General features: G+C 74.8%; 21 protein-coding genes. 2 read left to right on the top strand and 19 right to left on the bottom strand.

The window, feature by feature from the left end; genetic code table 11:
- Window positions 1–32: 32 nt before the first annotated feature.
- From ACQP60_RS05215 to ACQP60_RS05145, 15 genes are all read right to left on the bottom strand, one after another.
- A complete protein-coding gene (locus ACQP60_RS05215; RefSeq protein ID WP_429729081.1) occupies window positions 33–719 on the bottom strand; it encodes a Trp biosynthesis-associated membrane protein in 687 nt (228 codons plus the stop codon).
- A 91-nt stretch (window positions 720–810) separates the two neighbouring features.
- Entirely contained in the window at window positions 811–2,364 is a 1,554-nt protein-coding gene (locus ACQP60_RS05210; RefSeq protein WP_429729954.1) for an anthranilate synthase component I, read from the bottom strand.
- Window positions 2,365–2,496: 132 nt separating this feature from the next.
- On the bottom strand, window positions 2,497–2,892 hold the full coding sequence (gene hisI / locus ACQP60_RS05205; protein WP_429729079.1) for a phosphoribosyl-AMP cyclohydrolase: 396 nt from the start codon (window positions 2,890–2,892) through the stop codon (window positions 2,497–2,499).
- A gap of 73 nt (window positions 2,893–2,965) precedes the next feature.
- Window positions 2,966–4,765, bottom strand: coding sequence for an ABC transporter ATP-binding protein (locus ACQP60_RS05200; RefSeq protein WP_429729077.1), 1,800 nt, complete (start codon window positions 4,763–4,765; stop codon window positions 2,966–2,968).
- On the bottom strand, window positions 4,762–6,714 hold the full coding sequence (locus ACQP60_RS05195) for an ABC transporter ATP-binding protein (protein ID WP_429729075.1): 1,953 nt from the start codon (window positions 6,712–6,714) through the stop codon (window positions 4,762–4,764). The genes ACQP60_RS05200 and ACQP60_RS05195 overlap by 4 nt, the downstream gene beginning before the upstream one ends.
- 19 nt (window positions 6,715–6,733) lie before the next feature.
- Complete coding sequence (hisF, locus tag ACQP60_RS05190) at window positions 6,734–7,507, bottom strand: imidazole glycerol phosphate synthase subunit HisF (RefSeq protein WP_429729073.1); 774 nt, start codon at window positions 7,505–7,507, stop codon at window positions 6,734–6,736.
- Window positions 7,508–7,551: 44 nt separating this feature from the next.
- Window positions 7,552–8,535 carry an FKBP-type peptidyl-prolyl cis-trans isomerase gene (locus ACQP60_RS05185; protein WP_429729071.1) on the bottom strand — a complete coding sequence of 328 codons (984 nt, stop codon included), beginning with the start codon at window positions 8,533–8,535 and terminating at the stop codon, window positions 7,552–7,554.
- A 273-nt stretch (window positions 8,536–8,808) separates the two neighbouring features.
- Window positions 8,809–10,170 (bottom strand): Pup--protein ligase, encoded by a 1,362-nt coding sequence (gene pafA, locus ACQP60_RS05180; protein ID WP_429729069.1) that lies wholly within the window; start codon window positions 10,168–10,170, stop codon window positions 8,809–8,811.
- Between the two features lie 51 nt (window positions 10,171–10,221).
- Window positions 10,222–10,944, bottom strand: coding sequence for a proteasome subunit alpha (gene prcA / locus ACQP60_RS05175; protein ID WP_429729067.1), 723 nt, complete (start codon window positions 10,942–10,944; stop codon window positions 10,222–10,224).
- The gene (gene prcB, locus ACQP60_RS05170; RefSeq protein ID WP_429729065.1) at window positions 10,941–11,846 is read right to left on the bottom strand and encodes a proteasome subunit beta; all 906 of its coding nucleotides are present in this window, start codon (window positions 11,844–11,846) and stop codon (window positions 10,941–10,943) included. Before prcB ends, prcA begins: the two co-directional genes overlap by 4 nt.
- Before the next feature lie 6 nt (window positions 11,847–11,852).
- On the bottom strand, window positions 11,853–12,050 hold the full coding sequence (locus tag ACQP60_RS05165; protein WP_429729063.1) for a ubiquitin-like protein Pup: 198 nt from the start codon (window positions 12,048–12,050) through the stop codon (window positions 11,853–11,855).
- Between the two features lie 197 nt (window positions 12,051–12,247).
- Window positions 12,248–13,957, bottom strand: a complete 1,710-nt coding sequence (dop, locus tag ACQP60_RS05160) for a depupylase/deamidase Dop (RefSeq protein WP_429729951.1) — start codon at window positions 13,955–13,957, stop codon at window positions 12,248–12,250.
- A 132-nt stretch (window positions 13,958–14,089) separates the two neighbouring features.
- Window positions 14,090–15,751 (bottom strand): proteasome ATPase, encoded by a 1,662-nt coding sequence (gene arc / locus ACQP60_RS05155; protein ID WP_429729061.1) that lies wholly within the window; start codon window positions 15,749–15,751, stop codon window positions 14,090–14,092.
- Window positions 15,752–15,925: 174 nt separating this feature from the next.
- Window positions 15,926–16,972, bottom strand: a complete 1,047-nt coding sequence (locus ACQP60_RS05150; RefSeq protein WP_429729059.1) for a tRNA (adenine-N1)-methyltransferase — start codon at window positions 16,970–16,972, stop codon at window positions 15,926–15,928.
- A 51-nt stretch (window positions 16,973–17,023) separates the two neighbouring features.
- Window positions 17,024–18,145 carry a site-2 protease family protein gene (locus ACQP60_RS05145; protein WP_429729057.1) on the bottom strand — a complete coding sequence of 374 codons (1,122 nt, stop codon included), beginning with the start codon at window positions 18,143–18,145 and terminating at the stop codon, window positions 17,024–17,026.
- A gap of 82 nt (window positions 18,146–18,227) precedes the next feature.
- Between ACQP60_RS05145 and ACQP60_RS05140 the strand changes: the two genes are divergently transcribed.
- A complete protein-coding gene (locus tag ACQP60_RS05140; protein ID WP_429729055.1) occupies window positions 18,228–19,118 on the top strand; it encodes a RecB family exonuclease in 891 nt (296 codons plus the stop codon).
- Here the strand turns inward: ACQP60_RS05140 and ACQP60_RS05135 are convergent.
- Complete coding sequence (locus ACQP60_RS05135; protein ID WP_429729053.1) at window positions 19,108–19,821, bottom strand: HAD family hydrolase; 714 nt, start codon at window positions 19,819–19,821, stop codon at window positions 19,108–19,110. The genes ACQP60_RS05140 and ACQP60_RS05135 overlap by 11 nt on opposite strands.
- Window positions 19,822–19,885: 64 nt before the next feature.
- Window positions 19,886–21,313 carry a pectate lyase family protein gene (locus tag ACQP60_RS05130; protein ID WP_429729051.1) on the bottom strand — a complete coding sequence of 476 codons (1,428 nt, stop codon included), beginning with the start codon at window positions 21,311–21,313 and terminating at the stop codon, window positions 19,886–19,888.
- 147 nt (window positions 21,314–21,460) lie between these two features.
- Here ACQP60_RS05130 and ACQP60_RS05125 point away from each other — a divergent pair, with 147 nt between their 5' ends.
- Entirely contained in the window at window positions 21,461–22,357 is an 897-nt protein-coding gene (locus tag ACQP60_RS05125) for a PAC2 family protein (protein ID WP_429729049.1), read from the top strand.
- A 13-nt stretch (window positions 22,358–22,370) separates the two neighbouring features.
- On the opposite strand, the gene mshC is transcribed toward ACQP60_RS05125, so the two are convergent.
- Window positions 22,371–23,654, bottom strand: a complete 1,284-nt coding sequence (gene mshC / locus ACQP60_RS05120; RefSeq protein ID WP_429729046.1) for a cysteine--1-D-myo-inosityl 2-amino-2-deoxy-alpha-D-glucopyranoside ligase — start codon at window positions 23,652–23,654, stop codon at window positions 22,371–22,373.
- Between the two features lie 42 nt (window positions 23,655–23,696).
- Complete coding sequence (locus ACQP60_RS05115) at window positions 23,697–24,569, bottom strand: undecaprenyl-diphosphate phosphatase (protein ID WP_429729044.1); 873 nt, start codon at window positions 24,567–24,569, stop codon at window positions 23,697–23,699.
- Window positions 24,570–24,575 lie beyond the last annotated feature (6 nt).

Below are 24,575 nucleotides of genomic sequence, written 5' to 3'. Positions count from 1 at the left end.
ATGCCCTTTCGTGACGTGGTGCGCGGTCCAGCCTAGCGGTCCGCGGACGGGTCCGTGCCCCGGGAGAGTGCGTCCCACGCGTCGTGGGGGTCGTGCTGACCAGGCGCGTCGGAGGCCTCCGGCGACGACGGCGCTCCCGCGGGAGCGCCCGTCGCGCCGTCGTCGGTCGCGGCGTCGGCGCGCTCGTGCCGCCCGGAGGTGGCGCCCCAGGCCGGCGCGCCCGCCGCGGCGAGCGCGGCGACGAGCACGGCCGCGGCGCCCAGCACCACCGTCAGCCACGGCCAGACGGCGACCGTGACGGGCGACGTGAGGTCGGTCACCCCGGCGGTGGCCGAGGCGCCCGACGTCGCCGCCGGGAGCGGGTCGAGCAGCACGGCCACGGCCGACGCCGCGGCCAGGGCGCCCGCGAGCGCGACGACGACCAGCGCCACCCAGCGCGCCACGCGCCCGGCGATGGCCAGGGCGGCGCCGGCCGCCACCACGACGAGGGCGGCCGCGCCGACCGCGGGCGCGGCCGTGGTGCCCGTGACCGCGACGTCGACGGTGGGCTGGAGGGCCGTCGACACGGTCGTGCTCACCCACGTCGGCGACGCCGTCGCGAGCGTGAGGCCGCCGACCGCCACCACCGACCACACCGCCCGCGACCGCGCGCGCAGCGGCCCGCGGCCCGGCGGCCGCCCGCCGTCGCCGTCGTGCGTGGTCCGTGCTGCCTCGTCCATGTCTCCCCGACCGTCCTGCCTGTCCGTGCCGCTCGCCTGCTGCTCGCGTGTTTCTCGCCCCGGCCCGTGCCGCGCTCAGCGCTTCATCGACTCAGAGCGCCCGGAACCGCGCGGCCAGCTGCACCGCGCGCACCGCCGCGGCCGCCTTGTTGCGGGACTCCTCGTACTCGAGCGCGGGCACCGAGTCGGCGACGATGCCGCCGCCGGCCTGCACCCACGCCTTGCCGTCGCGGATGCACGCGGTGCGGATCGCGATGGCCATGTCCATGTTGCCGCCGAAGTCGAAATAGCCGACGGTACCGCCGTAGATCCCGCGGGACGCGGGCTCCAGCTCGTCGATCAGCGCGATCGCCCGCGGCTTGGGCGCCCCCGAGAGGGTGCCCGCGGGGAACGTCGCGCGCAGCGTGTCCAGCGCGGTGGCCCCCGCCCGGAGGCGGCCGACGACGGTGGAGCACAGGTGCATGATGTGGCTGAACCGGCGGGTGGCCATGAACTCGACCACCTCGACCGACGTCGGCTCGCAGACCTTGACGAGGTCGTTGCGCGACAGGTCGACGAGCATGAGGTGCTCGGCCCGCTCCTTGGGGTCGGCCAGCAGCTCCTCGCCGAACGCCACGTCCTCCTCGACCGTCGCCCCGCGCGGCCGTGACCCGGCGATCGGGTACGTGGTCACGTGGCCGTCGGTCACCTTCACCAGCGTCTCCGGGCTGGAGCCGACGACCGAGAAGTCCCGCCCGTCGGGCCCGGTGAGCCGGAAGTAGTACATGTACGGGCTGGGGTTGATGGTGCGCAGCGCCCGGTACACGTCCAGCGGAGCGGCCGGGCAGTCCAGGCCGAGGCGCTGGGACAGCACCACCTGGAACACCTCGCCGTCGCGGATCGCCTCCTGCCCCGTGCGCACGGCGGTCTCGAACTCCTCGCGCGTGGAGCGGAACTCCAGGGCGGGCTCGACCACCTCGTCCGGGCCACGCAGGACGGTCGGCTGCGGCGGGGCCGGCGTCGCGAGGCGCGCCTGCATCGCGTCGAGCCGGGCGACGGCGTCGGCGTGGGCCTCGTCGACCCGCTCGTCGGTGCCGTCGCCGTTGATGGCGTTGGCGATGAGCCACGCGCTGCCCGTGTGGTGGTCGACCGCGACGAGGTCGGTCGCGAGGCTCAGCGCCACCTCCGGCACGCCCAGCTCGTCGGGGGCGTTCGCGGGCAGCGTGGGCTCCCAGTGCCGCACCACGTCCCAGCCGAGCGCACCCGTGAGCCCGCCGGTGAGCGGGGGCAGCCCCTCGATCGGCGGCGTGCGCAGGGCCTCGAGGGCCGCGCCGAGCACCTCGACGACGTCACCCTCGCGCGGGATGCCCGCGGGGACGTCGCCGTGCCAGACGGCGCGTCCCTCGGACGCGGTGAGGGTGGCACGCGAGTCGACGCCCACGAACGACCAGCGCGACCAGCCGCCGGACGACTCCGCCGACTCGAGCACGAAGGTGCCCGGGCGGTCCTGCGCGAGCGTCCGGTAGAGGCCGACCGGCGTGACGTCGTCGGCCAGCACGCGCCGGACGACGGGGATGACGCGGCGGTCGGCCGCCAGCGCGCGGAACGTCCCGAGGCCCGGCCACGTCGCGCCCCACGCCAGGTCCTGCTCCGACGGGCCCGCCACGGGGGCGGTGCGCGGGGCGGGGTGGGGCTGCGCGACGGTGGGCGTGGTCACCGGTCCTCCTGAGGATCGTCGGGCTGTGCGGGTTGAGCTGGGTCGGTCGGGGTGTGCCGCCTCGCCGGCGGCGGGGCGCGGTCAGGCGACCGGCGCGTCGGGGCCGACGACGGCCCCCAGGTCGCCGCCCGCCTCGAAGCAGGTGCGGGTGCCCGTGTGGCAGGCGGCGCCCACCTGGTGGACGCGCACGAGCAGGGCGTCGCCGTCGCAGTCCAGCGCGACGGACCGGACGAGCTGCACGTGCCCGGACGTGTCGCCCTTGCGCCAGTACTCCTCGCGCGACCGGCTCCAGAACGTCACGCGGCCCTCGGTGAGCGTGCGGCGCAGGGCCTCGTCGTCCATCCAGCCCAGCATGAGCACCTCGCCGGTGTCGTGCTGCTGCACGACGGCGGCGACCAGGCCGTGCTCGTCGCGCTTGAGCCGGTCGGCGACCGCCGGGTCGAGCGCGGGCACGGGGGCATCGGTCAGATCGGGCACCCGTGCATCTTCCCACGGCGCGCCGGGGTCCGGGACGCCCGTCCGCCGCGTCTCGCCCCGTCGCGACCGCCCGTCAACGGGTCTGCGCCACCCAGCTCGCGTGCATCCGCGCGTAGACGCCGCCCGCGGCGGCCAGCTCGGCGTGCCCGCCGACCTCGACCACGCGCCCGTCGTCGACGACGACCACGAGGTCGCTGGCCTCCGCCGTCGAGAGCCGGTGGGCGATGGTGATCGTGGACCGGCCGGAGGTGAGCGAGTCCAGCGCCCGCGCGATCCGCACCTCCGCGGCGGGGTCGACGGCCGAGGTGGCCTCGTCCAGCACCAGCAGGTCGGGCGCCGCGAGGTAGGCGCGCGCGATGGCGACCAGCTGCCGCTCCCCCGCGCTCAGCGCCTCGCCGCGCTGCCCGACGGGCGTGTCGAGCCCCTGCGGCAGTCCCGCCACCCAGTCCGTCAGGCCGAGCGCGTCCACGGCCTCGGTGACGTGCGCCCGGGTCTCGGCGGGATCGGACGGCGGCTCCGGGCGCAGCCCGTAGGCGACGTTCTGCTCGACCGTCCCGTCGAACAGGAAACCCTCCTGGGGCACGAGCACGACGCGCTCCCGCAGCGAGGCGAGCGTGAGCCGGCGCAGGTCGACGCCGTCGAGCAGCACCTCACCGGACGTGGGGTCCATGAGGCGGGCGACCAGCTTCGCGACCGTGGTCTTGCCGGATCCCGTGCGCCCGACGACGGCGACCTTGCGGCGCGCGGGCAGCTCCAGGTCCACCCCGTGCAGCACCTCCGGCCCGTCGGGGTAGGCGAACCGCACCCCGCGCAGCGTCACCGCGGCCGGCCCCCGGGGGCTCGGCACGGCGTCGTCGGCCTCCGCGACGTCGAGGGGCGTCTCGAGCACCGCGAGCACGCGCCGCCAGCCCGCGACGGCGTTCTGCAGCTCGTTGAGGATCTCCGTCGCCTGCTGCACCGGGCCCGTGAAGAGCTGCACGAGGAAGAGGAACGCGACCACCTGGCCTGCCGTCAGCCCGCCGCCGACGCCCAGCAGCGTGCCCACCACCACGACGACGGCGAGGACCAGGTTGGCGACCAGCACGCCGCTCGAGAACACCGAGGAGACGAGGAGCTGGGCCCGGGCCTGCGTGGCGCGGGTGTTCTCGACGGCCGCGTCGACCCGCCGGCCGGTCCGCGCCGCGACGCCGTAGGCCCGGACGGTCTCCGCGCCCACCACGGCCTCCGAGATCGCGCCGAGCATGGCGCCGACGGCCTGTCGCACCGCCGCGTACGCCCGGTTCACCGAGCCCTGCGCGCGGCGCAGCACCAGGAACAGCGGCACGAAGCACGCCCAGACCACCAGCGTGAGCTGCCACGAGTACACGGCCATGAGGGCCGTGGCCACGAGCACCTGCAACGTCGACACGAGGAGCTGGATGCCACCCCACTGGACGAACAGCGAGATCGTGTCGACGTCGGAGGTGACGCGGGACACGAGCGCGCCGCGGCGCTCGGTGCCCTGCGCGAGGGTGGACAGGTCGTGCACGTGCCGGAACGCCTGCACCCGCAGCGCGGCGAGCCCGGCCTCCGTCCGGCGGAACAGGCGGACGTTGACGACGGCCGTGCACAGCCCCGCGACGACGACCGCGCCCGCCGCGAGGCCGGTCAGCAGCGCCACCCGTCCGGCGTCGGGCCCGCCGCCGGCGAGGATGCCGTCGTCGATCGTGCGCTGCACCGCGACGGGCACGACGACCCGGCCGGCGGCCGCCAGGACGGCGAGCGCGAGGGTGAGCCACAGCCCGTCGACGATCTGCGGCGAGATCTGCACGCCCCGGCGGAGCGTGGCGAGGACGCCCAGCTCGCTGGCGGCGGCGATGCGCGTCGCGCTCACGGCGTCCCCTCCCGTCTCTCGTCCTCCGACCCGACCTCCGCCTCGTCCCCCGGCAGACGCTCCCCGGCCGCCGCCTCGTCGGCGAGCTCGCGCGCCCGGCGCTCCGTCTCCCGCTCGTAGGCGGTGGCGAGCGCGCGGTACCCCGGGTCCCGGGCCAGCAGGTCGTCGTGCGGCCCGACGTCGACGACGCGGCCGCCCTCGAGGTGCACGACGACGTCCGCGAGCGCCACCGACGACATGCGGTAGGCGACCATCACGACGGTCGTGCCACCACCACCGCCGCGTGCCGACGCGAGGGAGCCGAGGATCTCCGCCTCGACGCGCGGGTCCACCGCCGAGGTGGCGTCGTCGAGGACGAGCAGGCGGGGCCGCCGCACCAGCGCCCGCGCGACGGCGAGCCGCTGCCGCTGCCCGCCGGACAGGTTGGCGCCGCGCTCGCCGAGGGGCGCGTCGAGACCGCCGGGCAGGGCGCGCACGACGTCGTCGACGCGGGCGACGCGCAGCGCCTCCCAGACCGCGGCGTCGTCGGGCGCGCCGTCGTCCCCCGGGTCGGCGAGGGTGACGTTGGCGCGAACCGTGTCCTCGAAGACGAACGTCTGCTGCGTCACGAGCGCCACCTGGGCGGGGACCTGGCCCGCGGCGAGGTCGCGCACGTCCGAGCCGTCGAGCAGCACGCGGCCGCGGCTCGGGTCGCTGAGGCGCGCGAGCAGCGACACGAGGGTGGTCTTCCCCGCGCCGGTGCTGCCCACGACCGCCACGGTGGTCCCCCGCGCGACGTCGAGGTCGACGCCGTCGAGCAGGGTGACCGTCGTACCGGCGGCCGGGACGTCGACGCCGACGCCCTCGAGACGGACGGCCAGACCGCCCGCCTCGCGCGGGAGCGCCTGGGTGCCCGGGACCAGCGTCGACGGGGCGTCGAGGATCGTCGCGATCCGGTCGTAGCCGACCAGGGCGCGCGGCAGCTCGCCGAGCACCCAGCCGAACGCGCGCACCGGCACCGCCATGACCGTCAGCAGGTAGGCGGCCGTCACGACGTCGCCCGCGTCGACCGCACCCGTGGACGCCCGCCAGGTGCCCACGCCCAGGACGGCGAGCGTGCCGAGGGAGGGCAGCAGCTCGATCACCGGGTCGAACACGGCCCGCACGGTGCCGACGCGCACGTTCGCCGCGCGCAGCGCGTCGGTCCGCTCGGCGAACCGCCGCTCCTCGCGGTCGGCGGTGCCGAGCGACGTGACCAGCAGCGCCCCCTCGAACGACTCGTGCGCGACGTCCGCCACCTCCGCCCGCAGCTGTTGCGCCCGCGTCACGGCGGGCGTCATGTGCCGCTGGAAGACGACGTTCGCGGCGATCGCGGCGGGCACGACCAGCAGGGCCGCGACCGCCAGCCACACGTCCACCGCGAGCAGCATCCCGGCCGCGACGCCGATCATCACCACGACGCCGAGGGCGAAGGGCAGGGGGTTGAAGACGCCGGTGGCGGCCTCGATGTCGGCGCTCGCCGCGGAGAGGAGCCGGCCGGCAGGGTGCGCCCGGTGCCAGGACACGGGCAGGCGCAGGTACTGCCGGGACAGCCCGCGCCGGTGGTGCGCCTGGATCGCCGCGAAGCCGTAGCCCGCCCAGATGCGCCGCCCGGCGACGCCGAGGGCGAGCGTGAGCGCCACGGCGGCGAGGACCAGCCCCGCGACCCAGATCCGCGAGCGCGCGTCGGGGTCGCCCGCGATCGCGGGGACGACGACGGCGTCGGTGGCCCAGCCGACGGCGCGGCTCACCGCGACGGTGGCGGCGCCGAACACCGCGGACGCGCCCACGGCCAGCACGTACAGCCGCGGCTCGGACCGCATGCCGCGCCAGACGAGCGTCGCCGAGCGGCGCAGCCTCGATCCGGTGAGGGTCGTCCGGCCGGTCCCGGCCCGGCGGTCGCGGCCGGCCCCGGCGGGTCTGCCGCTCATCGACAGGACCGGCAGCCGCTCACTGCCGGACCTCGATGCCGGCCTCGGCGAGCGCCGCCTTGACCTGGCCGACCGTCAGCGTGCCGAAGTGGAAGACGCTCGCGGCGAGGACGGCGTCGGCGCCCGCGCGGGCGGCGGCGACGAAGTGCTCCGGGATCCCCGCGCCACCCGACGCGACGAGCGGCACGTCCACCTTCTCCCGCACGGCGGCGAGCATCTCGAGGTCGAAGCCGGACGTGGTGCCGTCGGCGTCCATGGAGTTGAGCAGGATCTCGCCCGCGCCGAGGTGCGCGGCCCGCGCGGCCCAGTCGACGGCGTCGATGCCGGTGCCGCGCCGGCCCCCGTGGGTCGTGACCTCGTAGCCCGATGCCGTGACGGTCTCCCCGGTGACGCGGCGGGCGTCCACGGACAGGGTGAGCACCTGGCGCCCGAAGCGCGCGGCGATCTCCGCGACCAGCTCGGGCCGGGCGATGGCGGCGGTGTTGACGCCGACCTTGTCGGCGCCGGCGCGCAGCAGGCGGTCGACGTCGTCGGTGGACCGCACGCCGCCGCCCACGGTGAGGGGCACGAACACCTGGTCGGCGGTGCGTCGCACCACGTCGACCATCGTGGCGCGGTCGCCGGAGGAGGCGGACACGTCGAGGAACGTCACCTCGTCGGCGCCCTCGCGGTCGTACCGGGAGGCCAGCTCCACGGGGTCGCCCGCGTCGCGCAGGTTCGTGAAGTTGACGCCCTTGACGACCCGTCCGTCGTCGACGTCGAGGCACGGGATCACGCGGACGGCCACGGACATGCGGGACTCACCCTTCCTTCTGCTGTCGTCGCTGCTCTCGCCGGCTAGTCGCCGGACGGCTTCTCCGGTGCGTCCTTCTCCGGGTCACCGCCGTCGTCGCCCTTGCCCTTGCCGGTCGACTCGTCCTCGGTCACCTGGAAGTGCGCGTCCAGGATGTCCACGACGTAGACCAGGGTCTCGTCGGCGAGGTCGCTGCTGGTGCCACCGTAGCCGAGGCCCGGGGGCACCACGAGCAGCACCTGCGAGCCCACGGTCTGCTCGATCAGCCCCTGGTCGAGGCCGTCGACGAGCTGGCCGATGCCGATCGTCGCGGACTGCGGCCGCGTCCCGGCGGACCACGTGGTGTCGAACTGCTTCCCGTCGCTCCACCGCACCGCGGTGAACCGCATCGTGACGACCTGCCCCACCTGCACCTGCGGCCCCGTGCCCCGCACGAGCGGCTGCACCTGCAGGTCGGCGGGCGGGTCGGACTTCTCGGGCACCGTGACCTGCGGCGCGCCGTCGTCGTCGCGCTCGACGGTCGGGAGCCCCTTCACCGCGGGCTGCTCGGCGCCGGACGCGCGCGTCGGCAGCACGTCGACGACGAGGATCACGGGCACGTCGCCGTCCTCCTCGAGCAGCAGCATCCGCGCGCCCACCTTCTGGCCGCGCAGCGTGTCGTACAGGTTCGAGCCGAGGGACTCCGGGGACATCGTGTACCACCCCGGCGCGTCGATGTACGTGCTCGAGATGACGCTGCCGTCGCGCCCGTCCTCGGCGTACAGGTTCAGCAGCACGGGCGCCCCGTCCACCACCGGCTCGCCGGACCCGGGCCACACGGTTCGCGCCCCGGCCTGCACCACGTCGTACGGCCGCTCGTACTCGAGGGCCGGCGGCTCCCCCACCGCCCCCGACACCTGCACGGGCGCGGCCGACGACGCCGCGGACGGCCGCGTGCCCAGGTCCTCCAGCATCGACGAGCCGCACCCGCCGAGCACGAGCGCGCCGCCGAGCAGCAGCGAGATCAGCAGGGTCAGACGGCGAAGCACCGCGACAGTCTGCCACGCCCGCCGCCCACCCCGATCAACGGTCCACGGCCGTACCCGTCAGCAGGCCGACAACCGCCGTGTCCGTGGGTGCGCCTCGCCGACGTCGGCCCCGCAGCCGATGCACCGAGCGGGGCGCGGCGGTTTCTCCGCGCGGACGTAGACCTCCCGAAGTGGAGGGCGCCCTGGCGCCCGTGAACGCGTCCGCGCGGAGAAACCGCCGCGCCCCGACCGCAACCACGACCCGCGACCGCAACCCCACGACCGCAACCGCCACTACATCGACTCGATCAACCGATCCACGCGCTCGTCGACGCTCTTGAACGGGTCCTTGCACAGCACGGTCCGCTGCGCCTGGTCGTTGAGCTTCAGGTGCACCCAGTCCACGGTGTAGTCGCGGCGTGCCTCCTGCGCGGCGCGCACGAAGTCGCCGCGCAGCTTGGCGCGGGTGGTGGGCGGCGGCACGGCGGTCGACTCGAACACCTCGAGGTCGGTGACGACGCGCTCCACCATGCCGCGCGCGGCGAGCAGGTTGTACAGCCCCTCGGTGCGGGAGATGTCGTGGTACGCCAGGTCGAGGCGGGCGATACGCGGGTCGTCGAGCGGCAGGTCGTGCTTGGCCTGGTAGCGCTCGATGAGCTTGAGCTTGATGACCCAGTCGAGCTCGCGGTCCACGAGGGTCAGGTCGCCGGACTCGAGCGCGCGCAGACCGCGTTCCCACAGGTCGAGGACCTGCTTGACGACGGGGGTGGCCCCGGCGTGCGCGTCGACGTGCTCGCGCACGCGGTGGAAGTACTCCCACTGGATGTCGACGGCCGTCGCGGTGCGCCCGTTGGCGAGCTGCACGGGGTGCAGGCCGGTGCGGTCGTGGCTGATCTCGCGGATCGCGCGGATGGGGTTCTCGAGGGTGAGGTCGCGCATGGGGACGCCGGCCTCGACGAGGCGGAGCACGAGGTCGGTGGCGCCGACCTTGAGCATCGTGGTCGGCTCGGCCATCGACGAGTCGCCGACGATGACGTGCAGGCGGCGGTAGCTCTCGGCGTCCGCGTGCGGCTCGTCGCGCGTGTTGATGATCGGCCGTGACCGGGTGGTCGCGCTGGAGACGGCCTCCCAGATGTGGTCGGCGCGCTGGGACAGGCAGTAGACGGCGCCGCGCGGGGTAGCGAGGACCTTGCCCGCGCCGGTGAGCACCTGGCGCGTGATGAGGAACGGCACCAGCACCTCGGACAAGCGGGAGAAGTCGCCCTGCCGGCGCACGAGGTAGTTCTCGTGGCAGCCGTAGGAGTTGCCCGCGGAGTCGGTGTTGTTCTTGAACAGGTGCACCTTGCCGGACAGGCCCTCGTGCTCCAGCCGCTGCTGGGCGTCGGCGACCAGACCCTCGAGGATGCGCTCTCCGCCCCGGTCGTACGCCACGAGCTGGTGCACGTCGTCGCACTCCGCCGTCGCGTACTCCGGGTGCGACCCCACGTCGAGGTAGAGGCGCGAACCGTTGCGCAGGAAGACGTTCGAGCTCCGCCCCCACGCCACGACCTTGCGGAACAGGTAGCGGGCCACCTCGTCCGCGGAGAGCCCGCGCCCGTCGTCCGCCGCGCACGTCACCCCGTACTCGGTCTCCAGACCGAAGATCCTGCGGTCCACGACGTCTCCCCTCGTTCGACCCTGCTGCCCGACCCTGCTGCCCGACCCTGCTCAGTCGCCGGGCTGCTCGAGCAGCCCGGCCAGCGTCGCGCCCTGCAGCCGGCGGAACGCCCGCCGTCGCCCGGCGCGCTCCAGCACCGCCATCTCGAGGCCCGCGGGCGCGATCTCGCGCTCCTCACCCTCCGCGGCGACGGACCCGTCCGACCCGACCGCGCCGAGCGTGCGCACCGCGAGCGCGAGCACCTGCGGGAGGGTCATCCCCTCCTGCCAGGCGTCGGCGACGCGCGCGCCCAGCTGCTCCGCCTGCCCGCCCATGACGACGTGCCCGTGCTCGTCCGCCACCGAGCCGTCGTACGACAGGCGGTAGATCTGGTCGGCCGCCGGCGTGTCCCCCACCTCGGCCACGACCAGCTCGACCTCGAGCGGCTTGGACTCGGTGGTGAACACCGTGCCGAGCGTCTGCGCGTACGCGTTGGCGAGCCCCCGCGCGGTCACGTCGGTGCGGTCGTAGGAGTACCCGCGCAGGTCGGCGTAGCGCACGCCCGCGACCCGGAGGTTCTCGAACTCGTTGTACTTGCCCACCGCGGCGAACGCGATGCGGTCGTAGATCTCCGAGATCTTGTGCAGCGCGCGCGACGGGTTCTCCGTGGCGAACGCGATCCCGCCCTCGTACGCGAGCACGACGACGGACCGGCCGCGGGCGATGCCCTTGCGGGCGAAGTCCGCCCGGTCCTTCATCAGCTGCTCGGGCGAGACGTAGAACGGCATGGTCATGCGCGTGCCCCTCCCTGGTCGGTCGGCCGGGTCCCGCCCGCCGGGCGGTCGCCGTGGGCGGCGCGGTGGGCGGCCCCGCGCTCGTCGACGATCCGCGCGACCGTCGCGGACAGCTCGTCGTCGGACACCCGACGCACGCCGTCCGCGGTGACGACGTTCACCACCGGCCAGATCTGCCGCACGGGGTCCGGGCCGCCCGTGGCGCTGTCATCGTCGGCCGCGTCGTACAGCGCCTCGACCGCCACCCCGACGGCGGCGTCGGCGTCGAGCCCCGGCCGCCACAGCTTCTTCAGCGCGCCGCGCGCGAACACCGAGCCGGAGCCGACCGTGTGGTGGTCGTGCTCCTCGTACCGGCCCCCGGTGACGTCGTAGCTGAACAGCCGCCCGTAGCCACGGTCGAGGTCGTAGCCCGCGAACAGCGGCACGACGGCGAGCCCCTGCATGGCCAGCGGCAGGTTGCCGCGGATCATCGTGGACAGCCGGTTGGCCTTGCCGTCGAGCGACAGCAGGGAGCCCTCGATCTTCTCGTAGTGCTCCAGCTCGAGCTGGAAGAGGCGCACGAGCTCGATCGCCACGCCCGCCGACCCCGCGATGCCGACCACCGAGTAGGCGTCGGCGGCGAAGACCTTCTCCATCTCGCGGCTGGCGATGAGGTTGCCCGCCGTGGCCCGGCGGTCGCCGGCCATGATCACGCCGCGGCCGCCGTCGTCGGTGCCGAACGTCAGCGCCACGATCGTGGTGGCGTGCGGGGCGAGACCGTCGGCGGGCGCACCCGTGCCGCCGACGTCGCGGCGCCCGGGCAGGAGGTCGGGCGCGTGGCCCGCGAGGAAGTCCACGAACGAGGACGAGCCGGGGCGCAGGAACGCGTCCGGCAGCCGTCCGGAGGTGTCAGCGTGGGTCATGGGCGCTCACTGGCCGCCCTTCTGGACGAAGCCACGGACGAACGACTCGGCGTTGCTCTCGAGGACCTCGTCGATCTCCTCCAGCAGGGAGTCCACCTCGGCGTCCCGGTCCGTCGCCGCCGGGGCGACGGGGGCGGGGACGTCCGCGTCGTCGTCCGGCGTGCGGTCGTCGTGCTGCGGGTTGATCCGTTCCTGACCGGCCATGGTCCGCCTCCTTCGCTGTGCGGGCCTCCCGACGAGGAGCCCCGGGAGTGTCTCGCGACGCCAGCCTATGCGCTGCGGCCGACACCGCGCGGCAGCGTCCACGTGCGTTGCGCCCAGGGCTGAACGACTCCGCCCGCGCGCGGTCCTCCGGGCCCCCTCGTGCCGTCGTCGCCGGTCAGCGCCCGGCCGGCACGCGTTCAGCCCTCGCCGCGCAGGCCCTTGAGCAGCGCCGCCGCGTCCGGGCTGGCGTCGAGGAGCGCACCGATGTGGGCCCGCGTCCCGCGCGACGGGTCGAGCATCGGCACCCGCTGCAGGGCCGCGGCGCCCGGGACGTCGAAGATCACGGAGTCCCAGCTCGCCGCCGAGACCTGGTCGGCGTACCGGGCCATCACCTCGCCGCGGAACCAGGCACGCGTGTCCGCCGGGGCGTGGTGCACCGCGTCCGCGACGTGCTCCTCGTCCACGAGCCGCTCGACGGCGCCCGACGCGACCAGGCGATGGTAGACGCCGCGCTCGGGCCGCACGTCCGTCCACTGCAGGTCCAGCGCGTGCAGCCGGGGGTGGTCCCAGCCGAGGCCGTCCCGCGTCCGCATGCGCTCCAGGAGCCGCCGCTTCGCGACCCACTCGACCTCGCGCGCGCACGTCGCCGGGTCGGTGGCCAGGCGGCCGAGGACCGAGCGCCAGCGGTCCAGCACCTCGGCGGTCTCGTCGTCACCCGGCGTGCCGAGCGCGGCGACCGACCTCGCCACGACGTCGGCGTACGCCTCCTGGATCTCCAGCGCGGTGAGGCGGCGGCCGTCGGCGAGCTCGAGGGGGACGGCGAGGGTGAGGTCGCGCGACACCCGCTGCACGTCCGCGACCGGGTCGGCGAGCCGCAGGGCGGCGAGCTCCTCCCGGGCAGGCACGCCCGCCCCGGCCAGCTCGTCGAGGTGCTCGAGCACCCACAGCACCAGCGAGGTGGTGCCGAGCTTGAGGAACGTCGCGACCTCGAAGAGGTTGGCGTCCCCGATGATGAGGTGCAGGCGACGCCACCGCGTGCGGTCCGCGTGCGGCTCGTCGCGCGTGTTGACGATCGGGCGGCGCAGCGTGGTCTCGAGGCCCACCTCCGCCTCGATGTAGTCGGCGCGCTGGGAGAGCTGGAAGCCCGCCTCGGCGCCCGTCGGGCCCAGGCCCACCCGACCGGAACCCGCGAACACCTGCCGCGTGACGAGGAACGGCGTCAAGAGGTCGACGAGCGTGCCGAACGGCAGGGCCCGGTCCACGAGGTAGTTCTCGTGCGTGCCGTAGCTGGCGCCCTTGCCGTCCACGTTGTTCTTGTAGAGCACCACGTCGCCGCCCGGCACCTGGGCGAGCGACCGGACCGCGGCCAGCATGACCCGCTCCCCCGCGACGTCCCACAGGACGCCGTCGCGCGGCCCGGTGACCTCCGGGGACGAGTACTCGGGGTGCGCGTGGTCGACGTAGAGCCGCGCGCCGTTGGTGAGGATGCAGTTGGCCGCGCTCGGGTCGTCGTAGTCCTCGACCGACGGCCGCTCGACCTCCTCCGGTTCCTGCCGGGCGGCCCGCGACCGCCCGCGGGCTGTCCCGCCAGGGGTGCCGGCCGCGGAGGCCACCTGGGCCGACGCGGGCGTGCTGCCCGCCGCCGGGCCGGGCGACGAGGGGCCCGACGGCGCGGGGCGGGACGGGTCGTCGGTGAGGAGCGAGGGGTGGGCCGACGCGCGCTGGAGGTGGAACCCGCGCGCGTCCTGCAGCGGGTCCTCGTCGTCGTAGTCCCAGCGGGCCGGCGGGCGGGTCCCGGCGCGCGCCACCAGCGCCCGGTACGTCATCACCACCTGCGAGCTCATGAGCATGGGGTTGGCCATCGGCCGCCCCGGTGCCAGCACGCCGTACTCGGTCTCGATCCCCATCACGCGACGAACGCTCACGCCACCACCCTAGGCGGCGGCAGACGAGATCGAGGTACCCGTCTCGCGGTCGACGCACTGGTCGCCCTCGAGACGGATACCTCGATCGCACGGCGGCGCGAGGGCCGCAGGTGGCTACAGGTACTGCCCCGTGCTGGTCACCGTGTCGATGGTGCGCGGGGCGCCGTCCCCGCCCTTCTTCTGCACGATCGTGCGGATGAAGACGATGCGCTCGCCCTTCTTGCCGCTGATGCGCGCCCAGTCGTCGGGGTTGGTGGTGTTGGGCAGGTCCTCGTTCTCCTTGAACTCGTCGACGCAGGCCGACAGGAGGTGCTCGACCCGGATGCCGCGCTGCCCCGTGGACAGGAAGTCCTTGATCGCCGACTTCTTGGCCCGGTCCACGACGTTCTGGATCATGGCGCCGGAGTTGAAGTCCTTGAAGTACAGGGTCTCCTTGTCGCCCGACGCGTACGTGACCTCGAGGAACTGGTTCTCCTCGTCCTCGGAGTACATCCGCTCCACCACGCTGCGGATCATCGCCCCGATGGCCTCGGTCTGGCTCCCGCCGTGCTCGGCCAGGTCGTCGGGGTGGATGGGCAGCTCCGGCGTGAGGTACTTGCCGAAGATCTCGGTGGCGCCCTCGGCGTCCGGCCGCTCGATCTTGATCTTCACGTCCAGGCGGCCGGGCCGCAGGATGGCCGGGTCGATCATGTCCTCGCGGTTCGACGCGCCGATGACGATGACGTTGTCGAGCCGCTCGACGCCGTCGATCTCGGCGAGCAGCTGGGGCACGATCGTCGTCTCGACGTCCGACGAGAGGCCGGTGCCGCGCGTGCGGAACAGCGACTCCATCTCGTCGAAGAAGACCACGACGGGGGTGCCCTGCGTCGCCTTCTCCCGGGCGCGGGCGAAGATCAGGCGGATGTGCCGCTCCGTCTCGCCGACGTACTTGTTGAGCAGCTCCGGGCCCTTGACGTTGAGGAAGTAGCTCTTGGCTCCGGCGTCGCCGCCGTTCGCGACCATCCCCGCGAGCGAGCTCGCCACGGCCTTCGCGATGAGTGTCTTGCCGCACCCGGGAGGGCCGTACAGCAGCACGCCCTTGGGCGGCCGCAGCCCGTGCTCGCGGAAGAGGTCGGGGTGCGAGAAGGGCAGCTCGACGGCGTCGCGGATCTGCTCGATCTGCGGCCCCAGGCCGCCGATGTCCTCGTAGGCGATGTCGGGCACCTCCTCGAGGACGAGCTCCTCGACCTCCGACTTCGGCACCACCTCGTAGACGAACCCGCTGCGCACGTCGACCGTGAGCGCGTCGCCCACCCGCAGCTCGGCGTCGGCGACCGACCCGGCGAGGCGCACGACGCGCTCCTCGTCGGCCCGCCCGACGACGAGCACCCGCTCGGCGTCGAGCACCTCCTTGACCGTCACCAGCTCACCGGTGCGCTCGTAGCCGCCGACCTCGACGACGGTCATCGCCTCGTTGAGCTTGACCTCCTGGCCGGGGCGCAGCTCGGTGGTGTCGAGGCCGGGGCTCGCCTGCACGTGCATCTTGCGGCCGGCGGACGAGATGTCGACGGAGCCGTCCTCGTGCGCGGCGAGGAACGTCGCGTACGTCCCCGGGGGCTTGGCGAGCTCGTCGATCTGGCCCTTGAGCTCCACGATCTGGTCGCGGGCGGCGCGGAGCGCCTCGGCGAGCCGCTCGTTCTTGGCGGCGAGGAGGGCGAGCTGTGCGTCGTGGCTCGGTCCCGTGGGCAGCGCCGGCTGCTCCGGTCGAGGCTCCGGGCGGACAGGGTTGTCGGACATCGCATCCCCTCTCGTGCGTCCCGGGTGACCACCTCCCCGGGCGGGAAGGCGCCCCCGGAGACAGCACCCTAAGCAAGAACGCCGGGGTCCGGGGGTTCATTTCACGGAGCGGTCGCGAGGTTCACACGACCGAGACCTCCCGGTGACCTGCCGCGGGTCGTCGCCGCCGGCCCGTCAGCCCTGCGCGTCGTCGGGGGCGACGCCGAGGTCGCGCCGCACGCGGCGGATCTTCTTGTCCGACACGGCGCGCTCGCCCAGCTCCTCCTCCGACCACTCGGCGTCGGGGGCGGGGTAGGAGCCCTTGGCCGGGCGGCGGGTGCGCTCGGGCGGCGTGACGCCGTCGGCGAGCCGCCGCGCCGTGATCAGGAAGCCGGTGTGCCCGATCATCCGGTGCTGCGGGCGCACCGCGAGCCCCTCGAGGTGCCAGCCGCGCACCATCGACTCCCACGCCTGCGGCTCCGCGAACCGCCCGTCGGCGCGCAGGTCCTCGGCCGTGCGGGACAGCTGCGTGGCCGTCGCGACGTAGCAGATCAGCACGCCGCCGGGCACGAGCGCCCGGGCGACCGGGTCGACGTTCTCCCAGGGCGCCAGCATGTCCAGCACGACGCGGTCGACGCTGCCCGGCTCGGCCACGGTGGGCAGCACGTCCGCGAGGTCGCCGATCGACAGCCGCCACGCCGGGTGCTCGCCGCCGAAGAACGACTCGACGTTGCCTCGCGCGATGGCGGCGAAGTCCTCGCGGCGCTCGATGGAGTGCAGCGCGCCGGTGTCGCCGACGGCGCGCAGCAGCGACATCGTGAGCGCGCCGGAGCCGACCCCGGCCTCCACGACCCGTGCCCCCGGGAAGATGTCCGCCATCTGCACGATCTGGCCGGCGTCCTTGGGGTAGACGACGGCGGCGCCGCGCGGCATGGACAGCACGTAGTCGCTGAGCAGCGGGCGCAGCGCGAGGTACTCGACGCCCGCGGTGTTGGTCACGACCCACCCCTCGGGGCGCCCGATGAGGTCCTCGTGGCGGAAGTAGCCCTTGTGCGTGTGGAACGTGCCGCCGGGCTTGAGCGTGATGGTGTGCAGCCGGCCCTTCGGGTCGGTGAGCTGCACCCGGTCGCCCTCGCGCAGCGGCCCCCGGCGCAGGTCCGCGCCCGTGGCGCTGCGGCTCGTCCCCGGTGTCGGGTCGACGGTCGGGCGGTTCTCGGGCGCGGTGGCGTCGGCGGAGGTCACGACGGGCGAGTCTACCGGCCGCTCCGCGGGCCACGCCGTCGCGCGGGCGGGCTACCCGCGCAGCGCCGCCGCGACCCGCGCGACGTCGAGCACGCCCGTCACGCGGCCGCCCTCCACGACGGGGACGACGCGCGCCCCGGAGGAGCCGCGGGCGAGACGGTCGAGCAGGTCGTCCCCCTCGAGGTCGGGGCTCACCGCCGACCCGGGCGGGAACGGCACGACGACGGCCTCGACCGGCGTGGCGCCGGCCTGGCCCGCGGGCACGGTCGCGACCGCACCCGGGTCCACCCAGCCCACCGGCTCCCCGGCGGGCCCGACGACGGCGAGCACCGCGCCCGGGTGGCGCGCGGCCGCGTCGGAGACGCCCGCGACCGTGGTGGAGACCGGGATCACGACGGCCGGCACGGCCAGGCCACGGGCCGACAGCCCCGCGACCCGGGCCCGGGTCTGCGCTCCCTTGATCGCGTCGCCGGCACCGGACCACAGGAACGCGCCGATGAGCGCCGCCCACGCGACCGTCACCCACGACGGCCGCCGCCCCTCGAGCACGGGCCACAGCAGCGCCACGACCAGCACGCCGACCGCGACCGCACGCCCGACCCAGCCCGCCACGAGCGTGCCCCGCGCGCGCGAGCCCGTCGCGCCCCAGACCGCGGACTCGAGGATCTGCCCGCCGTCCAACGGCAGCCCCGGCACCAGGTTGAACAGCCCGACGAACGCGTTCGAGAACGCCCCGGCCAGGAGCAGCGCCGTCGCGACGGACGACACCGGCTGCAGCAGGTACACGACCCAGAACGCGGCCGCGAGCACGAGGTTGGTGAGCGGGCCGACCACGGCCACGAGGGCGCCGTCGAGCGGGCGCCCGCCTGACCCGGTGTAGGCCGTGTGGCCGCCCCACAGCGTCAGCGCGATCTCGGTGACACGGTGCCCGCGCGACCGGGCGACCAGGGCGTGCGCGACCTCGTGCAGGAACACGGACCCGAAGAGGAGCAGCACGAACGCGGCCGCGACGACGAGCACCGCCGTCGTCCCGAGCTGGGGTGCGAACCACGTCCGCACCGACGGCGCGAAGACGAGGGTGAGGACGACGGCGCCGAGGAACCACGACGGGGTGACGAGGACGGGCGCGCCCGCGATGCGGCCGATCACCCAGCCCCGGGAGCGAGAGGTCACCCGGTCAGGCTATCGGGCCGGGCGGGTCGGGCGGGTCGGGCGGGTGGCCTGGCTGTCGGCGCCCGCCCGTAGGGTGGCGCGCATGACGACGACCGCCGCCCCGGACCCGACGGCGCTGCGGGCCCCGGCGCTGTCGCCGTCGCGCGCGGCCGACTTCATGCGCTGCCCGCTGCTGTTCCGGTTCCGCGTGGTGGACCGGCTGCCCGAGCCGCCCGCGTCCGCCGCCGCGCGGGGCACGCTGGTGCACGCCGTCCTCGAGCGCCTGTACGACGCGCCGCGGGGCGAGCGCACGCCGGAGGCCGCGGCCGCGCTGCTGCCGGTCGAGTGGGAGCGCCTCGTCGAGGCGGAGCCGCGGTACGCGACCCTGTTCGACGAGGGCGGCGACGCGGCCGGCACCACGCCGTCGGAGTGGCTCGGCCGTGCCCGCCGGCTCGTCGGCACGTACTTCACGCTCGAGGACCCCAACCGGCTGGAGCCGGAGTCGCGCGAGCTGCGCGTCGAGACGGCGCTGGACGACGGGCCCGTGCTGCGCGGGATCGTGGACCGGCTTGACGTCGCACCCGACGGCGCGCTGCGGGTGGTGGACTACAAGACCGGCCGCGCACCCGGGCTGGGCTTCGAGGGCTCGGCCCTGTTCCAGATGCGCTTCTACGGCCTCGTGCTGTGGCGCGAGCGCGGCGAGCTGCCGCGCATGCTGCAGCTGCTGTACCTCGGCGACGGCCAGGTGCTGCGCGCCGAGCCGGCCGAGCGGGAGCTCGAGGCGACGGAGACGAAGGTGCGGGCGCTGTGGTCGGCCATCCAGGACGCCGCCGCGACGGGCGACTGGCGCCCTCGCCCCGGCCGCCTCTGCGGGTGGTGCGCGCACCAGGCGCTGTGCCCCGCGTTCGGCGGCACGCCGCCCGCGATCCCACCGGGCGCGCTGCGCGAACGGCTCGGCGTGGAGCCGGACGGGACGGGGCCCCTCAGCGGGTGAGGTCCACGACCTCGCCGGCGCCGATGCGCGCGAGGGTCGCGACGTCGACCTTCTCCAGCGAGGCGGCGCGGCTGAGCCCGTCCAGGTGCGGCACGGGCACGACCGCCTCGACCCCGAGGGTCGCGATGCCGGCGGCGCGCGCCGAGGCGATGCCCGTGGGCGAGTCCTCGATGGCCACGCAGGCGGCCGCGTCGACGCCGAGGCGCTCCGCCGCGAGGAGGTAGGGCTCGGGGTCCGGCTTGCCGCGCGCCACCTGGTCGCCGGTGACGAGCGTCGCGAACGCCCCGGCGGGGCCCCGCGAGACGACCTCCTGCGCGAAGGACGCGTAGCTCATGGTGACGAGCGCGCACGGCACGCCGGCGTCGGCGAGCGCGGTGAGGAGCTCCAGCGCGCCGGGCTGCCACGGCACCCGCTCGCGCACCTGCTCGACGACCCGGCCGAGCAGCCGGTCGACGATCTCGTCGAGCGGCAGGTCCACGCCGCCCTGGTCGCGCACGATGGCGGCGGAGACCGTCAGCGCGTTCCCGACGAGCTGCAGCGCCTGCTCGTGGCTCCACGTGCCGCCGTGCTCGGCGACGAGCTCCTGCTCGGCCCGGATCCAGTACGGCTCGGTGTCCACGAGGGTGCCGTCCATGTCCCACAGGACGGCCGCGGGCAGGGTCGGGGTGGCGGTCTGCGGGGCGGGGGCGAGGGTCTCGGGCACCCGTCCATCGTACGGACCGGCCCGCGCACCCCCGCCCCGCGCCCTCGTGAGACGGGGCACACCGTCAGGGCCGGGCCACCTCCAGCACCCCCGCACCCGTCCCGTGCTTGCCGTGGTGCTTCACCGCGGCGTACCCGTCCAGCGGCTCGTACGGGTAGACGTCGGCCGGGTCCCAGCCGGCGGGCCGGACCGGGCCCGCGGTGCCGTCGGTGACCACGTCGTCGAGGTCGACGGCGCTGCCCCGGAACCACGACCCGGAGTCCGAGAACCGGGTCGCGTTCCAGTTCGACACCGCCATGCCGGGCCCGGTGCCGGGGCCCGTGTAGTCGAAGGCGTTGCCCTCGGAGACGACGCTCGACTCGATGCCGAGCCCGATGCCGTAGCAGTGGTCCCCGGTCACCGGTGACACCGGGTCCCGGGACGACCCGCGGTACCAGTTGTTCAGCACGTGCACCTGCCCGTACCGCACCCTCGGCGCCCGCTGGCAGATGCCCTCGAAGGCGTTGCCGACGAACGTCATCCGCAGGCGGCCGGCGTCGGTGTCCGCGTTGTCGTCACCCGACCCGATGAGCAGGGTCTTGTCGTGGTCGGTGAAGCGGCTGTTCGACACGGTGATCAGGTCGCTGCCGTCCTTGACGTCGAACAGCCCGTCGTGGAAGTTCACCGGGCGGCCGTTCGGCCCCGTCGGCGCGGCGCTGTCCGGGAACCGGCCGTCCGTGAAGGTCACGTGGTCGACCCACACGTTCGTCGACGTCACCGACGACATCGCGTCGAAGCGCGCGTTCCACGCCCCCAGCTCGCCGTCCCACGGGTCCCACGACGTGAAGTGGTCGACGGGCGCCTCGAGGGTGAGGTTGCGGATCACGACGTCGTGGCTCAGGTGGAGCATGAGCGTGGCCGCGTCGAAGCCGGCGTCGTCGCCGAGGCCGAGGAGCGTCGTGTTGCTCGGGACGGAGATCTCGATCTGCCGCTTGAGGTTGTTGCTGCCGGTGGTGCGCAGCCGCCGCTGCGCGCCGCAGTAGTCGTGCAGGGCGTCGCTCCACCCCTCGTCGCCGAAGCAGCTCAGGTACTTGTCCAGGTCGTACCCTGGCGCGTAGTCCTGCTCGCCGAGCAGGCGCCCGTCGGCCGCCTCGTTGCCGTGGATCGTGCCCCTGACGTACACCACCTTGGGCTCGTCCCGGCGCCCGCCGTTGTCCAGCGCGGCGAGCAGCTCGGCGCGGTCCGTCACGACCGACACGGAGCCCGCCGGCGCGCCGGCCCCGCCGTCGGTCCCGCCGCCCTGCGTGGCCCAGCCGACCGTCGCCGCGTCGTCGGGCGAGATCGCGGGCGGGCCGCCGACCGGGTCGGCGTGCGCCGCGGGGGCCGTCAGGCCGGCCAGCAGCAGCGAGAGCGCGGCGAGCGCGGACGCCGCCGTCACCGCCCGCCGTGCAGGCCGGGCGGGGCGTGGGACGGACCGGGGGAAGAAGCTCGTCGACCTCGTCGTCGCAGGCACGGTCACCTCCGTTGGTAAGCGCCTTCCCGTACCGAACCAGGATCGGTCCCACGTGTCAACGACCATGCTCATGTGCGCTCGCAGGTGAGCCCGCACGCGCCCCGCGCGGCGACCTCCGGCCCGTCGCGCGCTGTATACGCTGGACGGATGACGACCGAGCCGGAGACCACAGGGCGCCACGCCGCACGGCAGACCGTGATGATCGCCGCGTTCGAGGGGTGGAACGACGCCGGCAGCGCCGCCACGGCGGCCCTCGCCCACCTCGACCACGTGTGGGACGCCCGCCAGGTGCGCGAGCTCGACCCCGAGGACTACCACGACTTCCAGGTGAACCGTCCGGTGATCGAGACCGGCCCCGACGGGGTGCGCACCGTCACCTGGCCGACCACGACCGTGTCCGTCGCCGAGCTGCCCGACCGCACCGTGGTGCTGGTGCACGGCATCGAGCCGTCGTTCCGGTGGCGCTCCTACTGCGCCGAGCTGCTGGACCTGGCGGCGGAGCTCGGCGTGCGTACGGTCGTGACCCTCGGCGCCCTGCTCGCCGACGTGCCGCACACCCGGCCCATCCCGATGACCGCGACCACGGAGAGCTCGGGTCTCCAGGCGGTGCTCGACGTCGAGCCGAGCACGTACGAGGGCCCGACGGGCATCGTGGGCGTGCTGCAGCACGAGGCCGACCGGCGGGGGTTCCAGGCGGTGTCGCTGTGGGCGGCGGTGCCGCACTACGTGGCCAACCCGCCGTCGCCCAAGGCCACGCTCGCCATCCTCACCCGGGTCGAGGAGCTCATCGCCGCCCCGGTGCCGCTCGGCGACCTGCCCGAGGACGCCGAGGCGTGGCAGCACGGCGTCGACGAGCTGGCCTCCGACGACGCCGAGATCGCCGAGTACGTGCAGCAGCTCGAGGAGGCGAAGGACACCGCGGACCTGCCCGAGGCGACGGGCGAGGCCATCGCGCGGGAGTTCGAGCGTTACCTGCGGCGGCGCGACGTCGGCGGCGACAAGGGCACCGACCGAGGCACCGACAAGGGACCGGACAAGGGCTGACCCCTCCGACGGCTCAGAGGCGGACGCCGAGCAGCGCGTTCACCGCGCGCGCCAGGACGCCGGGGGCGCCCTCGTGGTCGTCGGCCGTGTCCCGCCCGGGCGCGAGCGCGGTGTCGGCCCACGCGTCGACGGCGGCGAGCGCGGCGGGCCCGTCGAGGTCGTCCGCGAGCGCCGCGCGCAGGGCGGCCAGGGTCGCGGACGCGTCGGGGCCGCCGTTGCCGGAGACCGCGGACCGCCACCGCTCCAGCCGGGCGACGCCGGCGTCGAGGTCGGCGTCGGTCCACTCCCACTCGGCGCGGTAGTGGTGCGCCAGCAGGGCGAGCCGGATGGCCATCGGGTCGACGCCGGCGCGGCGCAGCGCGGACACGAACACGAGGTTCCCGCGCGACTTGCTCATCTTCTCGCCCTCGTAGGCGACGAGACCGGCGTGGACGTGCACCCCCGCCCCGCCGCCGCCCAGCAGGCGGTCGTGCGAGGTGGACATCTCGTGGTGCGGGAACTGCAGGTCCGCTCCCCCGCCCTGCAGGTCGAACGGCAGGCCCAGCCCGTCGCGGGCGATGACGGCGCACTCGATGTGCCAGCCCGGACGACCCGTGCCCAGGGACGCGCCGTCCCACGCGGGCTCGCCGGGGCGCTCGCGCCGCCACAGCAGCGGGTCCAGCGGGTTCTTCTTGCCCTCGCGCTGCGGGTCGCCGCCGCGCTCGGCGAAGAGCTTCGCCATGATCTCCGGGTCCAGGCGCGCCACCTGGCCGAAGTCGGGGTCGGCGGACAGGTCGGCGTACACGTCGCCGAGACAGGGGTCGTCCCCGCCGGCGCCGGGCTCGACGGGCACCCGGTAGGCGGCGCCGTCGTCCAGGAGCTTCTCGACGGCGGCGACCACCGCGGGCACGGACTCGACGGCGCCGGTCCAGGTGGCGGGCGGCACCATGCCGAGGGCGGTCATGTCCTCGCGGAAGAGGGCGATCTGGTCGGCGGCGAGGTCGCGCCAGTCGACGCCGGTGGCCGTGGCGCGCTCGAGCAGCGGGTCGTCGACGTCGGTGACGTTCGAGACGAAGGTCACGTCCTTGCCGGCATCGAGCCACGCCCGGTGCAGCAGGTCGAACGCCAGGTAGGTGTTCGCGTGCCCGAGGTGGGTCGCGTCGTACGGGGTGATCCCGCAGACGTAGTAGCGGGCCGTGTCCCCCGGGGCCGGGTCCACGAGCCGTCCGGTGGTGCTGTCGTGCACCCGGACGGGGGTGCGGCGGCCGTCGGCCGGGTCGGGGAGCTCGGGGATCTGCGGGGCGGGCCAGGAACGCACGCGCCCAGGCTACCGGCCCTCCGGTGGGGCCGGATCACCATGTCAGACGACGATCCCGCCGTTCGCGGTGAGCACACCGGTCAGCAGCAGCACGACGACGACGGCGGCGAGGCCGAGGCGGTACCAGACGAACGGCATGAAGGAGTGCGTGGTGATGAGCTTGAGGAAGCCGATGATGACGACGTACCCGACGACGAACGCGACGAGCGTCGCGACGAGGGTCGCGCCGGCGCCGGGCGAGCCGGGCGCCGGGTCCTCGCCCACGGACTTGGCGAGCTGGTAGAAGCCGGACATCAGCACGGCGGGGATGGCCAGCAGGAACGAGTAGTCCGCGGCGGCCTTGCGGGTGAAGCCCATGAGCAGCCCCGCGGTGATCGTGCCGCCGGAGCGCGACACGCCCGGGATGAGCGCGAGCGCCTGCGCGAACCCGAACGAGATCGCGCGCTTCGGGGTGAGCTCGTCGAGCCGGCGGGTGCGCCGGCCGATCCTGTCCGCCCAGCCGAGCAGCAGGCCGAAGACGACGAGGGTCGTCACGGTGATCCAGAGGTTGCGCAGGTACGTCTCGATCTGGTCCTGGAAGAGCAGGCCGAGCACGCCGATCGGGATCGAGCCGAGCGCGATGTACCAGGCCATGCGCGCCTGGTCGTCGTGGGCGCCCATCCGGGAGCGCCAGTCGCTGCCGTGCCTGCCCACGAGGGAGGTCCACCAGGCGACGCAGATGTCCCGGATGGTGCGCCGGTAGTAGAGCAGCACGGCGGCCTCGGTGCCGATCTGGGTGATCGCGGTGAACGCGGCGCCGGGGTCGGTCCCGCCGAGCAGCTCCCCCACGATGCGCAGGTGCGCGCTCGACGAGATCGGCAGGAACTCGGTCAGGCCCTGGACCAGGCCGAGCAGGATCGCTTCCCAGGCATTCACGGGCGG

Origin of the sequence: Isoptericola variabilis, assembly GCF_050311655.1 — a bacterium.
GTDB classification, from domain to species: Bacteria; Actinomycetota; Actinomycetes; order Actinomycetales; family Cellulomonadaceae; genus Isoptericola; species Isoptericola variabilis.
This window is presented reverse-complemented; position numbering and strand designations above follow the sequence as displayed.

Bases quoted from the DNA above. Each gene is read 5' to 3' on its own strand.
- ACQP60_RS05165 (WP_429729063.1), bottom strand. From the start codon at position 12,050: ATGGCCGGTCAGGAACGGATCAACCCGCAGCACGACGACCGCACGCCG.
- hisF (WP_429729073.1), bottom strand. From the start codon at position 7,507: ATGTCCGTGGCCGTCCGCGTGATCCCGTGCCTCGACGTCGACGACGGA.
- prcA (WP_429729067.1), bottom strand. From the start codon at position 10,944: ATGACCATGCCGTTCTACGTCTCGCCCGAGCAGCTGATGAAGGACCGG.
- ACQP60_RS05195 (WP_429729075.1), bottom strand. From the start codon at position 6,714: ATGAGCGGCAGACCCGCCGGGGCCGGCCGCGACCGCCGGGCCGGGACC.
- ACQP60_RS05215 (WP_429729081.1), bottom strand. From the start codon at position 719: ATGGACGAGGCAGCACGGACCACGCACGACGGCGACGGCGGGCGGCCG.
- ACQP60_RS05125 (WP_429729049.1), top strand. From the start codon at position 21,461: ATGACGACCGAGCCGGAGACCACAGGGCGCCACGCCGCACGGCAGACC.
- arc (WP_429729061.1), bottom strand. From the start codon at position 15,751: ATGTCCGACAACCCTGTCCGCCCGGAGCCTCGACCGGAGCAGCCGGCG.
- prcB (WP_429729065.1), bottom strand. From the start codon at position 11,846: ATGACCCACGCTGACACCTCCGGACGGCTGCCGGACGCGTTCCTGCGC.
- dop (WP_429729951.1), bottom strand. From the start codon at position 13,957: ATGGGGATCGAGACCGAGTACGGCGTGCTGGCACCGGGGCGGCCGATG.
- ACQP60_RS05140 (WP_429729055.1), top strand. From the start codon at position 18,228: ATGACGACGACCGCCGCCCCGGACCCGACGGCGCTGCGGGCCCCGGCG.